Annotated in this window: 11 protein-coding genes and 1 tRNA gene; 7 read left to right on the top strand and 5 right to left on the bottom strand. The window is 66.6% G+C overall.

What is annotated here, in order from left to right; translation table 11 throughout:
• The first annotated feature begins 166 nt into the window (after nucleotides 1-166).
• The 3 genes from ACM9HJ_RS12520 (at nucleotide 167) to ACM9HJ_RS12510 (ending at nucleotide 4,573) form a co-directional block, all read left to right on the top strand.
• On the top strand, nucleotides 167-1,201 hold the full coding sequence (locus ACM9HJ_RS12520; RefSeq protein WP_416572067.1) for a DUF2786 domain-containing protein: 1,035 nt from the start codon (nucleotides 167-169) through the stop codon (nucleotides 1,199-1,201).
• Nucleotides 1,201-2,367 carry a sialidase family protein gene (locus ACM9HJ_RS12515; RefSeq protein WP_416572066.1) on the top strand — a complete coding sequence of 389 codons (1,167 nt, stop codon included), beginning with the start codon at nucleotides 1,201-1,203 and terminating at the stop codon, nucleotides 2,365-2,367. The genes ACM9HJ_RS12520 and ACM9HJ_RS12515 overlap by 1 nt, the downstream gene beginning before the upstream one ends.
• Nucleotides 2,368-2,452: 85 nt before the next feature.
• Entirely contained in the window at nucleotides 2,453-4,573 is a 2,121-nt protein-coding gene (locus tag ACM9HJ_RS12510) for a hypothetical protein (protein WP_416572065.1), read from the top strand.
• Nucleotides 4,574-4,579: 6 nt separating this feature from the next.
• Here the strand turns inward: ACM9HJ_RS12510 and ACM9HJ_RS12505 are convergent, their stop codons facing one another.
• The 5 genes from ACM9HJ_RS12505 to ACM9HJ_RS12485 form a co-directional block, all read right to left on the bottom strand.
• Nucleotides 4,580-8,356: a response regulator gene (locus tag ACM9HJ_RS12505; RefSeq protein ID WP_416572064.1), complete on the bottom strand. Its 3,777-nt coding sequence runs from the start codon at nucleotides 8,354-8,356 to the stop codon at nucleotides 4,580-4,582.
• A gap of 248 nt (nucleotides 8,357-8,604) precedes the next feature.
• Nucleotides 8,605-8,680: transfer RNA gene (locus ACM9HJ_RS12500), tRNA-Lys, on the bottom strand.
• A 90-nt stretch (nucleotides 8,681-8,770) separates the two neighbouring features.
• A complete protein-coding gene (coaD, locus tag ACM9HJ_RS12495) occupies nucleotides 8,771-9,292 on the bottom strand; it encodes a pantetheine-phosphate adenylyltransferase (RefSeq protein ID WP_416572063.1) in 522 nt (173 codons plus the stop codon).
• 111 nt (nucleotides 9,293-9,403) lie between these two features.
• Nucleotides 9,404-12,130 carry a DNA gyrase subunit A gene (gene gyrA / locus ACM9HJ_RS12490; protein WP_416572246.1) on the bottom strand — a complete coding sequence of 909 codons (2,727 nt, stop codon included), beginning with the start codon at nucleotides 12,128-12,130 and terminating at the stop codon, nucleotides 9,404-9,406.
• A 95-nt stretch (nucleotides 12,131-12,225) separates the two neighbouring features.
• Nucleotides 12,226-13,584 carry an MATE family efflux transporter gene (locus ACM9HJ_RS12485; RefSeq protein ID WP_416572062.1) on the bottom strand — a complete coding sequence of 453 codons (1,359 nt, stop codon included), beginning with the start codon at nucleotides 13,582-13,584 and terminating at the stop codon, nucleotides 12,226-12,228.
• Nucleotides 13,585-13,714: 130 nt separating this feature from the next.
• Here ACM9HJ_RS12485 and ACM9HJ_RS12480 point away from each other — a divergent pair, with 130 nt between their 5' ends.
• From ACM9HJ_RS12480 to ACM9HJ_RS12465, 4 genes are all read left to right on the top strand, one after another.
• The gene (locus ACM9HJ_RS12480; protein ID WP_416572061.1) at nucleotides 13,715-13,873 is read left to right on the top strand and encodes a hypothetical protein; all 159 of its coding nucleotides are present in this window, start codon (nucleotides 13,715-13,717) and stop codon (nucleotides 13,871-13,873) included.
• A gap of 278 nt (nucleotides 13,874-14,151) precedes the next feature.
• Nucleotides 14,152-15,516, top strand: coding sequence for a methylenetetrahydrofolate--tRNA-(uracil(54)-C(5))-methyltransferase (FADH(2)-oxidizing) TrmFO (trmFO, locus tag ACM9HJ_RS12475; protein WP_416572060.1), 1,365 nt, complete (start codon nucleotides 14,152-14,154; stop codon nucleotides 15,514-15,516).
• Nucleotides 15,513-15,782, top strand: coding sequence for a hypothetical protein (locus ACM9HJ_RS12470; protein ID WP_416572059.1), 270 nt, complete (start codon nucleotides 15,513-15,515; stop codon nucleotides 15,780-15,782). Before trmFO ends, ACM9HJ_RS12470 begins: the two co-directional genes overlap by 4 nt.
• Nucleotides 15,783-15,915: 133 nt before the next feature.
• Nucleotides 15,916-16,701: a hypothetical protein gene (locus tag ACM9HJ_RS12465; protein WP_416572058.1), complete on the top strand. Its 786-nt coding sequence runs from the start codon at nucleotides 15,916-15,918 to the stop codon at nucleotides 16,699-16,701.
• The last annotated feature ends 40 nt before the right edge of the window (nucleotides 16,702-16,741 follow it).

Raw genomic sequence — 16,741 nt, 5'->3', positions numbered from 1 at the left:
GTTTTCCACCGGTTTCCCGTTAATACACCAGTTCGATTACGCGCGTATGTCATGCTGCTTGCAGTGGTGATAGCGCTACTTACCGCCTGACCATCGGGATGTGCCGCCGCACTGGACTTGAAGGCCGAGACTGCTATGCTGGCCGTCCAATATGGACGGTTGGCGCATGCTGGATCTGGTGAAACTGGGCAAGGTGCTGGCCCTGGTCGACAGCTCGAACGAGGGCGAGGCGGCGGCCGCCATTGAAAGCGCGCGGCGCCTGCTGGCCCGTGATGGCAAGCGCTTCGCCGACCTGGCCACCATGCTGATGGAGACGGGTACGCCCGCCCCACCGGCCCCGCCACCGGCCCCTGCCCCACCGCCTTCCCCTCCTCCGTCCCCCGCTCCCGCCCCGACCGCCGCCCCGCCGCCCCGTCCCGACTTCCGGGGCCGGCGGACACGCACCGGTATCCCCGATCCGCAGGTGGTGCTGGGCCGCCATGGCGGGCGCGATGCGGTGCTAGCGCCCTGTTCGCGGGAAAAGCTGCTGCGCACCGCCGTGGCCCGCTGGTCGGTGGCCCAGGATGCCCCCAATGAGCGCTGGACGCGCAGCCTGTCTGGCTGGACCAGCGCCAGCCTGCCGCGCCACATGCCGCCGGAAATCCGCCGCGCGGTGGAAACCGCCTATTCCCTGCCAACCAGTGTCGCCGGCGCCATGGCGGAACTGGAATATTGGGAACGGCGGGGGGCGGAGATCGCATCGATGCGCGGCATGGACGGGCAGGTTGTGGCCGACGATGTCGACCCCACCCTGCATCTGGACCTGCCGGCCTATGCCCGCGCCATCGCCATCCGCCGGCTGGTCGAACATGGGCTGCGCGCCGCCAATATCCAGGACGCGCTGGCCCGCGCCGAATATTGGCGCGCGCATAGCGGGCGCGGCAGCTGGGTCGAGGCGGCGATCCTGGCCGACCTGCGCCACTTGGCCGGGCTGGACCGCGCCGCCCGCGGTCAGGACGGCAACGACGCCGATGGCGGGCAGCCCAGCCATTTCCGCACCGCCTCGGAACGGCGGGAGGAAGTGATCCGCATCCTGGCCGATCCCGCCATGGCCGCCCTGCCCGACCGGGAGATCGCACGCCGCGTCGGTGTCTCTCCCCAAACCGTGGGCAATCTCCGCCGCCGCGTGACCGATGGCGGCCATCACCAGGACAATGCCTGATGCAAAGCCGCCTCATCCCCCTGCTGCTGGCCCTCGGCCTGATGACACCGGTGTCCACCACAGCGCAGGAAGCGCCCTTCGCCGTCGCCCCCGGCCTGTTCGATGCCACCCGACCCGGCGATCTGGGCCTGAAGCCGGCACCCGGTACCGAAACCTTCACCATCCATGCCCCCAGCGCCGGCAGCGACCTGTTCCATAACGGCGTCGTGCTGGTGGCATTCAACGGCCGCCTCCATGCGCAATGGCAGGTGTCGCAGCGCGATGAGGATACGCTGGACACCTGGATCGCCCACAGCCACAGCGATGATGGCGGCAGGACCTGGACCCCGCCCGCCATCCTGTCGCCGCCGGCCACCGTGCCGGGACAGATGCGGTCCAACGGCGGCTGGTGGACGGACGGGCAAAGGCTGGTCGCCTTCACCAATGTCTGGCCCACCGGCTTCCAGTCCGGCGATGGCGGCTATGCCGAATACCGGATCAGCGAGGATGGGGAAAACTGGTCCCCGCCCCGCCGCGTCATGGGCCAGGATGGCAAGCCGGTCGAGGGCATCATCGAACAGGACCCGCACGCCCTGCCCGGCGGGCGCATCATCACCGCCTTCCATCAACGGCCGGGCATGATCGTCGCCCCCTTCTACACCGACGACCCGCTGGCCGTGTCCGGCTGGGTGCGCGGAAGGTTCGAAAATTTGCCGCATGAGGGGCGGGTCAGCCGCGAACTGGAACCCAGCCTGTTCCTTCACGGCGCCTGCGCCACCATGGTGTTCCGCGATCAGGCCGAAAGCTTCCGCACGCTCGCCTCGGAAAGCTGCGATGGCGGGGAAAGCTGGTCACAGCCCACTTTGACCGACATGCCCGATGCACGGGCCAAGCAGAGTGCCGGCAACCTGCCCGACGGCACCGCCTTCCTGGCCACCGCCGTCAGCCATGACAAGGCGCGTATCCCGCTAGCCCTGACCCTGTCCACCGACGGCAAGCTGTTCACCCGCGCCTTCCTGCTGCGCGGCACGGCCGACCTGCAGCCGCTGCGCTTCGCCGGCCGGTACAAGCGGCCGGGCTTCCATTATCCCAAGAGCCTCGTCTGGAACGGCCATCTCTATGTCGCCTACACCACCAACAAGGAGGATGTGCAGGTGACACGGGTGCCGGTGGCGGCCCTGCGCTGAAACCGGTTGCGACTTCCCATTACCGGCACGGCTGATCTATCGTGCCGCCGCCGTTCAGACTCAAAGGCGGGGATCGCATCCGTAAATGACGGAAGCAATAGCGCAGCAGGCGGAAACACCGTCCCACGACCAGGGCTATTATTTCAGCAGCAATGACGTGGCCCTGTTCGATGTCGAACCGGGATGCGAGCCGGTCTCCCTCGTCGCCATCGCCAATGGCCGGGCACTGGATGTGCTGCATGGCCTGTCCCTGCGCATGCCCATCCGGCAGGTGCTGTTCCTGGATATCAATCCGGCACAGGTGGAACATCTGCGCCGCATCATCGCGTTGATCGCACAGAGCGCCGACCGGCGGGATTTCCTGTCGCGGTTGCTGTGCCTGCACGCCCCCGCGGCGGCGTGGGAGGCGCTGGACCAGGCATCGTTCGACGATACCAACAGCGCCGGCACCCCGCTGGATGCGGCCCTGCATGGCGAACGCGAACGGCATTTCTGGTCGCTGGCCTGTTTCGATGGTACCGCCTTTCGCGACCGGTACGGGCTGAATGCCAGCATCACCGCCGATGGGTTGCGCATCGATGCGGCGGTGATGGGCGGGTTCGACCGCTATCTGCTGACCCTGCTGCCTTTACCGGACAGCCACGACACCACCGGACCGGCGGTTTTCGGCCTGGGATATGGCCAGGGTTTCCTGGGCAGCGAGGACAGCTTCACCCGGATGCGCACCCTGCTGGCCACGCTGCCTTTGTCGTTCCTGTGCGGCGATGCGGCCACGATGCTGGAACCCGCCCTGATGCGCTGGCGCTACGAGCCGACGGTGCTCTGGGCGTCCAACCTGTTCAATCCCGGATTCGTGCGGCGCCACCCGCCCTTGGGAGCGCTCTGGCAGCGGCTGGTGGAACTGGGCTGCGGCCCGCTCGACCTGCGCATCATGATGGACCAGCGCGGCCGCCGGCCCCTGCCGCCACAGGTGCGCAGCAACCGCCGGCCGGGTTGGAAACGCTTTACCGACCATGTCCTGTCCTTCCGCGCCGTGGCGCGATGGCTGGACGGGGCCGACGGGCTGCACATCACCGCGCGGGACGAAACGCCCTCCACCCTGCCCGGCCTGCGCACCGTGCCATTGGCGCGCTTTCTGGCTGAAGGGCCACCACCGTCCCGTGTTCCCGCCATCTTCCTGCACCTGCTGCATGGCTATGGCAGCCCCATCGACGTATTCAACCGGATATTGCCGCTGGCGGCGGCCGCCTGCGACCGGCTGGTGGTACTGGAACATCACCGGCAATCGCCCGATTTCACCGATGGCACCGCCACGCTGACCCCCGCCGACATCCGCGCCGTGCTGGGACCGGAGATCGGGTCGGAGGCGGTGATCGGCGGGCGCGGGGGGCTGCGCAACCTTGTCATGGCCTATGGCGGCGCGCGCCCCGCCTGGGCCGCCGGCCTGCCGCCGGAGGCATCGGTCACGCGGATGCCCTCATCCCCCGCCCTTGATGACGAACCGATGGATGGGGAACAGCGCATCCATCATCTGGAATTGCGCCAGCACCAGGTCGAACAGGCCGGCCTTGCCGCCATGCAGGCATGGCTGGCGCAAGATCCCGATGCCGGAGAGGCGGCGGGCGATTTCTATCGCGGGCAGGTCGACAAGCGTAGCCTGTTCAACCGCGTCCACACGGCCATGGCCCGCTATCTGGTCGAAACCGCCGGGGCCGGGGACATGGTGGTGGAGGTGGGCAGCGGCCTGGGCCCCCTCTGCTGGCTGCTGGCCGCCTGCGGGCTGCGCGTGACGGGGTACGAGTGCAACAACCGGCGGCACGCCGCCGCCCAGGACCTGACCGGGCCGGCGCTGGCCGCCTGGCCCGATGCCGCATCACGGGTCCGCTTCATTTCCGGCCTGTTCCCCTTCGCCTTCGATGGGGGGATGCTGTCAGGGGGCGGGCGACGCCTGCTGGTTTGCACCGACATCGTGAACGGGCTGACGGCACAACATGCCGACGCCATCCTGCGCATGTTCTTCCTGTTCGACCGCGTCATAATCAATCTGCGGACCTTCGGCGTGCTGCGCGACCGGGAGGGCCAGCAGGCCCTGCTGGACCGTTTGCGCAATGCCGGCTTCACCCTGGAACGCACCTTGCTGTCCGACAATGCCGGCCTGTGCATCGTGCTGTGCCCGCCATCGCTGACGGCGTCCGACCCGTCATGACGGCGTTCACACCTGCTCCACCGGTGCCGCCAGTATCGCCTTCACATCCGCGACCAGCGACGCCGCGGTGAAGGGCTTGCCGATGAACCCGTCCATGCCCGCCGCCGCCAGCACCGGCCAGGTACGGCCGCGATCCTCCGCCGTCATGGCGATGATGCGGACGTCGCGGGCGGCACCTGGCAGCGCCCGGATGCGGCGCGTCGCCTCCATCCCGTCCATGCCCGGCATCTGCACATCCATCAGCACCGCGTCGAAAGCGATGTCCGCCACGGCATCCACCGCATCCTGCCCCGAAGCCGCCTGGGTGATGCGGTAGCCAGCCCGCTTCAACAGGCTGCCCACCAGCGCCAGGTTCAGGTCGCTGTCATCCACGACCAGCAGGTGCTGGCCGTCGGCGGCAGCCGGAGCCGCAGGGGGGGCTACCTCCGGCGCCGGCCGTTGCGCCAGCCTGGCCAGGATGGATGACAGCCGGTCCAGCATGGTATCGGCGGCATCGGCCCAACCCGCCTCCCCCTCGCGTGCCCGGCTTTCCACGTCGCGGGCGGTCTCGCCCAGGTCGGCGGCGCCGATGCTGGCCGATGTTCCGGCCAGGGCGTGCAGGATGGGCAGCGCCTTGGCGATATCCCCGCCCTGGATCGCGGCGCGCAGATGCGGGAAGTCCCGGCCCTGCTGGCGGGCGAACCCGTCCAGCAGCCGCAGCAGCAGATCGGGATTGCCCCCCGCCCGCTTCAGCGCGTCCCCCACATCCAGCAGTGGCGGCAGGTCGCGCAGGAAGGGCGGCAACGGCCTGGCTCCCGGCGCGGCGGGTTTCTGCCCCGCCCCCGGCATGTTCCGGCGCGGCAGCCAGGCCAGCAACGCCTCCACCAGTTCCTCCACCACCACCGGCTTGGTGACATGCCCGTCCATGCCGGCCTCGCGGCAGCGCTGGCGGTCGCTCTGCAGCGCATGCGCCGTCATGGCCAGGATGGGCACGCGCGGCGCTCCGGAAATGGCCAAGGCCTCCTCCCGGATGGCGCGGGTGGCCTGGTACCCGTCCATCACCGGCATCTGGATATCCATCAGCACCAGGTCGAAGCGCTTGGCCCGCACCTTGTCGGCGGCCTGGCTGCCATCCTCGGCCAGGGTGACGTTCATGCCCCAGCGATGCAGCATGTCCAGCGCCACCTGCTGGTTCAGCGGATTATCCTCCACCAGCAATATCTCCGCCCCCGCCACGGATGCCAGCCGTTCCTCCGGCGTGGCGCCGAAGCCGCCGGGTCCCCGCGCATGGCCGAAGGCTTGGCGCAACGCCTCGCGTAGGGCCACCGGCGTCACCGGCTTGGCCAGGATCTGGCGCACCGGCGTGCCCGCCGTCAGGGCGGCCAGTTCGTCCACGTCATAGGCGGACACCATCAACAGCGGCGGCGGCACAGCGGCGGCGGCCATGATGCTGCGGCACAGATCCAGACCGTCGGCACCCGGCATGCGCCAATCGGTGATGACCAGGTCGTAATGCGCCTCCCTCGCCTCGGCCTGGCGCAGACAGGCCAGCGCCTCGTCCACCGTGCGCACGCCGTCCACCTGCAGCCCGTACTGGTCCAGCATGGTGGTCAGCACGTCGATGGCCAGCGCGCTGTCATCGACCAGCAGGGCGCGCCGGCCCGTCAGGTCGACATCGCCATGCGCATGCTCGCCGGCCGCCGCCGGGCGCCAGCGCAGCGGCAGGCTGAAATGGAAGCGGCTGCCCTCGCCCACCCGGCTCTCCACGCTGATGGCGCCGCCCATCATCTCCACCAGTTGCCGGCTGATGGCCAGGCCCAGGCCGGTGCCGCCATAGCGGCGGGTGGTGGAGGTGTCGGCCTGGGAGAAGCTGACGAACAGCCGTTCCATCTGGTCCGCACTCATGCCGATGCCCGTATCCTCCACCTGCACCGACAGGCGCAGCGCCTCGTTCTCCACCGCCTCGAACCCGACGGTGAGGGTAACGCCCCCCTCATGGGTGAATTTCAGGGCGTTGGCCACCAGGTTGCTGATCACCTGGGTCAGGCGCAGCGGATCGCCCAGCAGCACGCGCGGCGTGCCCGTGGGCCGGCGCAGGATGAATTGCAGCCCCTTGCGCCGCGCCTCGTCGCCATGCAGCGAGGTGATGCCGTCCAGCAACTCGTCCAGCAGGAAATCCACGCATTCGATATTGACGCGGCCCGCCTCGATCTTCGACAGGTCCAGGACACTGTTGATGATGCCCAGCAGCGACTTGCCCGCCTCCTCGATCCGCAGCAGATATTCGCGCGCCTTGGGCGGCACCTCGGTGCGCAGCGCCAGATAGCTCATGCCGATCACGGCATTCATCGGGGTGCGGATCTCATGGCTCATATTGGCCAGGAATTCCGACTTGGCGCGGCTGGCGGCCTCGGCGGCCAGCTTGGCCTCGCCCAGCGCCTCGGCCAGCCGCTTCTGCTCCTCCTCGCGCTGGCGCGCCTCGGTGACGTCGGAATATGACGTCACGAATCCGCCGCCCGGCATGGGGTTGCCATGCACCTCCAGCACCGACCCGTCCGGCCGCCTCAGTTCGAACCGGTGCGGCGCATTCTGGTCGTTGACGGCCAGCCTCTCATCCACCAGGAACTCCACGCCACCCGGCGGCACGGGGCCATATTCCTCGCGCAGCGCCTTCCAGCGGATCAGCTCACGTACCGCCGCCCCCGGCCGGCACAGGCCGGGCGGCAGTCCATGCATGGAGACGAAGCGGGTATTGAAGGCCAGGACACGCAGGTCGGCGTCAAACGCGATGATCCCCTGATCCACCGTGTCCAGCACCGTGGCCAGCATCGCCTCGCGCGAACGGGCCGTCTCCCGCGCTTCCTCCAGCGGGGTGACGTCCTGGAACGTGCGGACCCATTGCACGACGCGGCCATTGTCGTTCAGGACCGGCGCGCTTTCCTCGCGAATCCAGCGCCGCGTCCCGTCAGGCAGGGCCAGGCGGCACAGCCGGTTGACCACGCCGTCGGCGGTGCGCAACGGTTCACCCTCCGCCCCCGCCTCCATCCGGCCGGCGATCAGCGATGGCAGCTTGTCCGACCGCAAGGTCTCCAGCACCGTCAGGCCCATCAGCCGGGGCAGATTGCCCGATATCTCGCAGCTGCCGCCGTCGATATCCTCCACCAGCCAGGCCAGGTTGGCCACGCGCTGGGCGGCGGCCATGCGTTCCTCACCCCAGCGCAGGGTGCGGAACCCTTCCCAATTGCCGCGCAGGAACAGGATCTGCCCCAGGGTCATCAGCCCCATCAGCAAGGTCATGCCCAGCCAGAGCGGGTCCTGCCGGTCGGCGATGCTCAGCACCAGGGCGGCCCCCATCATCGGGGCCGCATAGGCCAGACAGGCCTGCGGAACGACGGAAAGTGCCGCATTCGCACCCACCGCCAGGAAGGCACAGCCGCCCAGCAGCAGCGCCTTGGCCGCCGACGGCGCCTGGAACAGGTAGAACAGCATCATGCCGCCCCAATAGAGGCCCATGATGGCGGAACTGATGATGATCGCCCGGATGCGCCGCCGCGACGCCCCGCGCGTGGGCCGGCGGCTGCGGCTGCGCCACAGGCCGCGGATGGCGGGCAGCATCAGCAGCGGCACACCGGCCAGCAGCGGCAGCAGTTCCAGCAGTGTGAAATGGTCCTTCAGCACCACGGCGCCGATCCAGGCACCCAGCAGGTTGCCCAGGATGATCATCGGCAATTGCCGCACGAAGGCCGCCGACTGCGCCGCCCTGATCGTCTCGTCTTCCTGGATACGGTACCAAGGGCTCAGCACAGGTGCGTCCGTCCACCAAGAGAAGCGGAACCCTCCGCCCCTCGCGCCCTACGCCAGGGCGCCATCGACGGTGGAAGGTTTCCGTACGGCGATTATGTTCGGGACCGCCGGTTCAACGCAATCACCGGCGTGGGTCCATGCGGATATGACCATTCAGATATGGGATTCAGTCGGTTGCCGCCGCTGCAAGGCCGCAAACGAAAAGGCCCGGAAAACATCCGGGCCTTGTCATGTCCATGCGGGCGGAATGGTGATTCCGGTGGGATTCGAACCCACGACCCCATGATTAAAAGTCACGTGCTCTACCGACTGAGCTACGGAATCTTACCCGCGAGGTGGCGCGCACCATAGGGAAGCAGGCGCCCCTCGTCAACAGCGGGAATGCGGCACCGCACCCCTATTCCACGCAAGGCTTCAAGACGGGCTCGTTGCCTTTTCGGCATCGAAACGAGCCTGGAGGCTGCTAGCCACGCGCGGGCTGACGAACTGGCTGATATCGCCGCCCAACCGCCCGATCTCCTTCACGAAGCGCGAGGAGATGAACTGGTGCTTGTCCGACGCCATCAGGAAGACCGTATCGACCGCCGGATTCAGGCGCGCGTTCATGCCGGCCATCTGGAATTCGTATTCGAAGTCCGACACGGCGCGCAGGCCGCGGATGATGACGCTGGCCCCGCAATCCACCGCGAATTTCATCAGCAGCTTGTCGAAGGGCCGCACCTCCACGCTGAACCCCTGCTGGTTCAGCGTCGCCAGTTCCCCCGCCACCAGAGCCACGCGTTCCCCGGTGCTGTAGAGGGGGCCCTTGCCGGCATTGCTGGCCACGCCCACGATCAGATGATCCACCATGCGGGCGGCGCGCTGGATGATGTCTAAATGGCCGTTGGTAATCGGGTCGAATGTCCCCGGATACACGCCGATACGCGATCCCGCCATGATCCTCTCTTCCCCTCTCTAGGCTTCGCACCGGCCGTCCCGGGTCCATGGCCCGAAGACTTGTACCGGAACCGCCCGGGGGTCTCTTGCCCCGGGCGGTCGCTCGCATCGTTACTCGGGCACGGCCTCGCCGGCCGCACCGTCCGCTTCCGAACCGTCATCCTCCAGCCGGGCCACGGACACCACCTTCTCCTCGCCCGACAGGCGGAACAGGGTGACGCCCTTGCTCTTGCGGCCCGTCAGGCGGATGTCGTGCACGGGCATGCGGATGACCTGGCCACCATCGCTGACCATCATCAGCTGGTCGCTCTCATGGATGGGGAAGACGGCCGCGATGGCCTTGTTGCGGTCGCCCATATCCATGTTCCAGATGCCCTGACCGCCACGACCGGTCAGCCGGTATTCATAGGCCGAGGTGCGCTTGCCGAAGCCCTGCTCGGACACGGTCAGGATCATCTCCTCCCGCGCCTGCATCTCGGCGAACTGTTCGGCCGACAGGGTCGCCTCGCCCACCGGCTCGGCATCCACATCCACCGCGTCGTCCGTATCCTCACCTTCCGCCCGGCGCAGCTCGCGCGCCTGCTTCAGATAGGCGGCACGTTCTTCCATGCTGTAATCGGTATGGTGCAGGATCGACATGCCGATCACCGCATCGCCGCCGCCCAGCCGGATGCCACGCACACCGGTGGACGTACGGCCGCTGAACACGCGGACCTCCGTCACCGGGAAGCGGATGCAGCGCCCAAGGTGCGTGGAAAGCAGCACATCATCCTGATCGGTGCAGGTGCGGACGGAAATCAGTGTCTCCCCCTCCTCCTCCAGCTTCATGGCGATCAGGCCGTTGGCGCGGATATTCTGGAAGTCCGACAGCTTGTTGCGACGGATGCCGCCCTTGGACGTGGCGAACACGATCTCCAGATCGCCCCAGGTACCCTCATCCTCCGGCATCGGCATGACGGTGGAGATGGTCTCCCCTTCCTCCAGCGGCAGCAGGTTGACCAGGGCCTTGCCGCGCGTCTGCGGCGTGCCCTGCGGCAGACGCCAGACCTTCAGCTTGTGCACGATGCCGCGGCTGGTGAAGAACAGCATCGGCGTATGGGTGTTCGACACGAACAGGTCGGAGACCTGATCCTCCGCCTTCAGCTGCATGCCCGAGCGGCCCTTGCCGCCGCGTGCCTGCGCCCGGTAGGTGGACAGCGGCACGCGCTTGATATAGCCGCCCTGGGTGACGATGACGACCATGTCCTCGCGCTGGATCAGATCCTCGATATCGGACTCGAACTCCGATTCCTCGATCTGGGTGCGGCGCGGCGTGGCGAAACGGGCCTTCATCTCGCCCAGCTCGTTGCGGATCACGTCCAGCAACAGGAAACGATCGGCCAGGATGGCCAGGAAATTCTTGATCTGGTCGGTGACGCCGGTCAGCTCGTCGCCGATCTTGTCGCGCTCCAGCCCGGTCAGGCGGTGCAGGCGCAGGTCCAGGATGGCGCGGGCCTGGGCTTCCGACACGCGGTAGGCACCGGCCTCCGACAGGCCACGCCCCGGCTCATCGATCAGCGCGATCAGCGGGGCCACATCGGCGGCGGGCCAGTCGCGGGCCATCATCTGCTCGCGCGCCGTCTGCGGATCGGGCGCGCTGCGGATGAGCGCGATCATGTCGTCCAGGTTGGCAACCGCAACCGCCAAGCCGACCAGGATATGGGCGCGTTCACGCGCCTTGCCCAGCTCGAACTCCGTGCGCCGCGTCACCACCTGCTCGCGGAAGCGGACGAAGGCGGCGATGATGGTCTTCAGGTCCATCAGCTCCGGCCGGCCGCCATTCAGTGCCAGGGTATTCACGCCGAAACTGGTCTGCAGCGCCGTATGGCGGAACAGCTGCGCCAGCACCACCTCGGGCACGGCGTCGCGCTTCAGTTCCACCACCACGCGCACGCCGTCGCGGTCCGACTCGTCGCGGACATCGCTGATGCCCTCGACCAGCTTCTCGTTCACGCATTCGGCGATGCGTTCCAGCAGCTTGCTCTTGTTGACCTGGAACGGGATCTCGGTGGCGACGATGGCCCAGCGATCCTTGCGGATCTCCTCCACCTCCGTCTTGGCGCGCATGATCACGCTGCCACGGCCCGTGTGGAAGGCCGAGCGGATGCCCGACCGGCCCAGGATCAGCGCACCGGTGGGAAAATCCGGACCCGGAACGATCTCGATCAGTTCATCGATGGAGATGTCGGGATTGTCGATATAGGCCAGGCAGGCATCGATCACCTCGCCCAGATTATGGGGCGGGATGTTGGTGGCCATGCCCACGGCGATGCCGCCGGCGCCATTGACCAGCAAATTGGGGAACTTGGCAGGCAGAACCGTCGGCTCTTCTTCCGACTCGTCATAGTTCGGCTGGAAATCGACGGTTTCCTTGTCGATATCGTCCAGCATGAATTCCGCCACCTTGGCCAGACGGGCCTCGGTGTAACGCATGGCCGCCGCGGCGTCGCCATCCATGGAGCCGTAATTGCCCTGACCATCGATCAGCGGCAGGCGCATGGAGAAATCCTGCGCCATGCGGACCATGGCGTCATAGATCGCGCTGTCGCCATGCGGATGGTACTTACCCATCACGTCGCCGACGATACGCGCCGACTTCTTGTAAGGCTTAGTGCTGTCGTACCCGCCTTCCTTCATGGCGAACAGGATGCGGCGATGCACGGGTTTCAGCCCGTCGCGCACATCCGGCAGGGCCCGGCTGACGATCACGCTCATCGCGTAATCGAGATAGGATCGCCGCATCTCATCTTCGATGGTGATGGGCGTGATATCGGACGGCAGAGCGGGCGTGGAAGTCACCGAGCGGAACTCGTCATTACGGGTCACAAGGACGCCCTTGTAGCATCATTCGCGGGTGCGAACAACGAAACGGGCTTGGACGCTGTCTCCCCACCTCATCCCTTGCGCGACAGCCACCAGAACCGCGTGGTCAGGAACGTCACCGACACGAAGCTGGCAATGAAGATGCCGCCATAAAGCCCCGTCACCCCATAGCCCGCCTTGAAGGCCAGCAGCCAGGCCACGGGGATCATCACCCCGTAATAGCTGAAGAAATGCAGCACCGTGGGCACCCAGGTATCGTTGCGCGCCCGCAGCGCATGGGCCATCACCACCTGCCCGCCATCGGCGACCAGCAGCCAGGCCGCGATGACCAGCAGCGGTGCCGCCAGCGCCACCACCGCCGGATCATGGCTGAACTGCCCGGCGATGAAGCCGGAGAAGGACAGCAGGAACACCCCGACAACCGACAGCCCCGCCGCCGCCACGCCCAGCCCCGTCCAGCCGGCAAAGCGCGTCTCCCGCCGGTCGCCCGCACCGAACGCATTGCCCACCCGCACCGACGTCGCCGATGCCAGCCCCAGCGCGCACATGAAGGGCAGCGCCGTCAGATAGAGCGCGATGGTGTACGCCCCCATCGCCGCCGCCCCCAGCCAGCCCGCGAACAGGCCGAGGGCGGCAAAGGCCGAGCCCTCCAGCCCGTTGGACAGGCCGGCGGCATAGCCCACCCGGCGCTGTTCCCCCGCATCGCGCCACCAGCGGCCAAACCCACCCCGGATGCCCCACACCTCGCGCATCGGATGCCACCAGACATAGGTGATCAGGCCTATGGCCCCCAGCCAGCGCAGGATGGTGGTGGCCCAGGCCGCCCCCGCCGCGCCCATCGCCGGAAAGCCCCAATGGCCCCAGACCAGCAGCCAGCACAGGCCGACATTCAGGACATTGCCGATCAGCATGGCCACCATGCCGGGGATCGGCCGTTTCATGCCCTCCAGATACAGGCTGGTGGCCAGATGCAGCCCGGCCGCCGGCAGCCCCGCCGCCACGATGAACATCACCCGCCCGCCGCCCGCCGCCAGTTCCGGCGTCTGGCCCATGGCCAGCAGGAATTCCTCCCCCCACAGGCTGCCCACGCCGATCACACCACCGATCAGCAGGGCATAGGGCAGCGACCGGCGCCAGATGGTGCCCGTCAGATGCGCCTCCCCCCGGCCCACCGCCTGGGCCGACAGGATCAGCACCCCCATCAGCAGGCCGATCATCACCGCGATCATCACGCCGACCGGTATGTTGGCCAGCCCGAAATAGGCCAGCTCCCGCGCGTCGTACCGCCCCACCATCAGTGTGTCGACCAGCGCCATGGTGATCACGCCCGCCTGCGCCACGATCACCGGCACGGCCAGCCGCACCAACTCACGCACATGGCGCTTCACCCGGCAGGGCATTCTCTCATCGGCAAAGGCGATCGCGGTCATGATGGCAACAGGATTCGTTCAGGGCCCGGCACAATACATCCGATATCGGAAATGTCCAGCCGCCCGAATACACAGGAACAATCCCCCCGCCGGCGGGTTCAGACAGGGACAGCAACGAAGGAGAACCATCATGGGCATCGTCCCCCCGCTCCCCGGCTCCACCCCGCCCGACCAGACGGAGGTCCCGCCCCCCGGCGAGGAGCCCACCCCCCAGCCCGGCGGCCCGCCCGACCGCGAACTGCCCCCCACCGACCCGCCGCATGAGCCGGAACCGCAGCGGTTGGGGTGAGGCTGGGGCGCCTACAGACTCAACTCACTTTGCCAGGGTTCATCGGCTGACGCCGACATCAACACTTGCACAATGCTGCCTCCCCCGCGAAAGCGGGGGCCCAGGGGCCGCTTGGAACCACCGTCGGGCCTGTGGCCCCTGGATCCCCGCCTTCGCGGGGAAAGCATGGAGAGGCAATGGGTTAAATGGTTTCCTCCAAGGATGATGGAGGGAGCAACCGACAACAATTCCACCCTCAGCACTTGACGTCCGCGCCGCGCCGCGCCAAACCCTGCGCCATGACCCAGCACAAACCCATCCACGTCATCGGCGCCGGCATGGCCGGCAGCGAAGCCGCCTGGCAGATCGCCCAGGCCGGCATCCCCGTCATCCTGCACGAGATGCGCCCGGTGGTGAAAACCGACGCGCATCAGACGGAGCATTTCGCGGAGCTGGTCTGTTCCAACTCCTTCCGCTCCGACGATGCGGAATTCAACGCCGTCGGCCTGCTGCATGAAGAGATGCGGCGCTGCGGATCGCTGATCCTGACATCGGCCGACACGCACAAGGTACCGGCCGGCGGGGCGCTGGCCGTGGACCGCGACCATTTCGCCGAACATGTCACCGCCACCCTGACCAGCCACCCGCTGGTCACCGTGGAACGCGGAGAGGTCGCCGGCATCCCGCCGGAAGAGTGGGACAGCGTGATCATCGCCACCGGCCCGCTGACCAGCATGAAGCTGGGCGAGGCCATCCGCGCCTTCACCGGCGAGGAGCAGCTCAGCTTCTTCGACGCCATCGCCCCCATCATCCATACCGACAGCATCGACCTGTCCAAGGCCTGGTTCCAGTCGCGCTACGACAAGGTCGGGCCCGGCGGCACCGGCAAGGACTATATCAACTGCGCCATGGACAAGGAGCAGTATCAGGCCTTCATCCAGGCGCTGATCGATGGCGAGAAGGGTGACTTCAAGGAATGGGAGAAGAACACCCCCTATTTCGAAGGCTGCCTGCCGATCGAGGTGATGGCCGAACGCGGTGTCGACACATTGCGTTACGGCCCCATGAAGCCCGTGGGCCTGACCAACCCGCATACCGGCGGCCGTTCCCACGCCGTGGTGCAGCTGCGCCAGGATAACGCCCTGGGCACGCTCTATAATCTGGTCGGGTTCCAGACCAAGCTGAAATATGCCGAACAGGTCCGGGTATTCCGCATGATCCCCGGCCTGGAAAATGCCGAGTTCGCCAGGCTTGGCGGCCTGCACCGCAACACCTTCATCAACTCCCCGCGCCTGCTGGACGGTGCCCTGCGCCTGAAGGCCATGCCCCGCCTGCGCTTCGCCGGCCAGATCACCGGCTGCGAGGGCTATGTGGAAAGCGCCGCCGTCGGCATGCTGGCCGGCCGCTTCGCCGCTGCCGACCGGCTGGGCACCGAGCCCTCCCTGCCCCCGCGCACCACGGCGCTGGGCGCCCTCCTGGCCCATATCACGGGCGGCGCCGAGGCCGAGACGTTCCAGCCGATGAACGTCAATTTCGGCCTGTTCCCGCCGATCACGGAACGGCAGGCCAACGGCAAGGAACTGCACGGCAAGGACCGGAAGAAGGCGTACACGTCGCGGGCGCTGGTGGATTTGGGCGGGTGGCTGCAACCGGCCGCCGAATGACCCCAGACCCTGACGAACAACGCGCCGCATCGGCCTGGATCGGCGGCATGGTCGCGATGCTGGCTGGCGGCGTGTTGGGTTGGTACCTGGAAGGACGCGGCCTGGGCTTCGCCTTCGGCATGCTGGGCGGCATGGGCCTGTTCTGGTTGGGTGTAGGCGCTGCTGGCGTCAAGGCGCAGGATGAGTTCCTGCTTTACGAGGGCTGGAAGGTTCGCGTCTTGGGGCTGGGGTTTACGGTGCTGTCGGGGTTTCTGCTGTTCGGGTGATCGGCAGATAGAGTGACATGAACCCGCTGTTCTGAATGCATCCATCATGCAAATAATATAGGCATTCTCTACCACAAGCTCCGCTGCTATATTTAGAAACTGCGAACATTTCTACAGCTTATGGGCACTTCCGATGTGGGGCTTCATCCGATCGCCTTTTCTAGCAATCATTCTTCTTAGCATCGCATTGGTGGCGACGTGCACAGCCATCGTTTGGAACGGTCAAAGCATATATGACCTGTCCATCGCGAACAGTCTGTCGCGGCATCAGTCGTTGATCGCCGGAACATTTTCAATCGTTGCAGCACTGATTGGCTTTGCGGCCGTCATCTGGTCGAACCAACAGATCGCACTGCGCGCGAAGGAAGAGCGCGATGCTAAAGCACATCGGGAGGACGAACTGGCCAGGGCTGAACATGCACGGGCCATCCGCAAGCAGCAGTACGACGTCGCCAGCCGTTACACCTATCGCATGCAACTGTTGCTAACGGCCTGCGCCCATCGCAAGGCCTCTCTCCGGCTTACCGAATCCACACTTTTGTCCATTGGCCAACTCAATATCGGCTATTTCGGGGAGCGTTTCGCTGGCTCGGAAGTCAGAACGGAAGTGGATGATGCAGATGTACCAATCCTGAATAGCTTCGGCCCTAATCTCATGAACACCCTGTCACAACTGGATATGTTCGAGGTTCGATACAGAAATGAACTGCTGCTGGTACGTGAAGATTTGCAGGATGATTCCCCCACCCCACCCTTGCCCACAGGTGCCGTTAACAACTTAATGAAGTCGATTGCTGACTTATGTAACCGGCTAGAACAGATCGAAGCGCAAGCAGCCACTATTGCAAAGCACCTGCGGTCGATCTGCGTAGAGCGAGCTGATGTCACTATGCCGAATGTCACACAGCCCGTGCCTTAAAACTCTCGCAAAGCGGCAATACTATCCTGCTCCACACGCT

This window comes from Niveispirillum sp. KHB5.9, from assembly GCF_048066115.1.
Classification (GTDB): Bacteria; Pseudomonadota; Alphaproteobacteria; order Azospirillales; family Azospirillaceae; genus Niveispirillum.
This window is presented reverse-complemented; position numbering and strand designations above follow the sequence as displayed.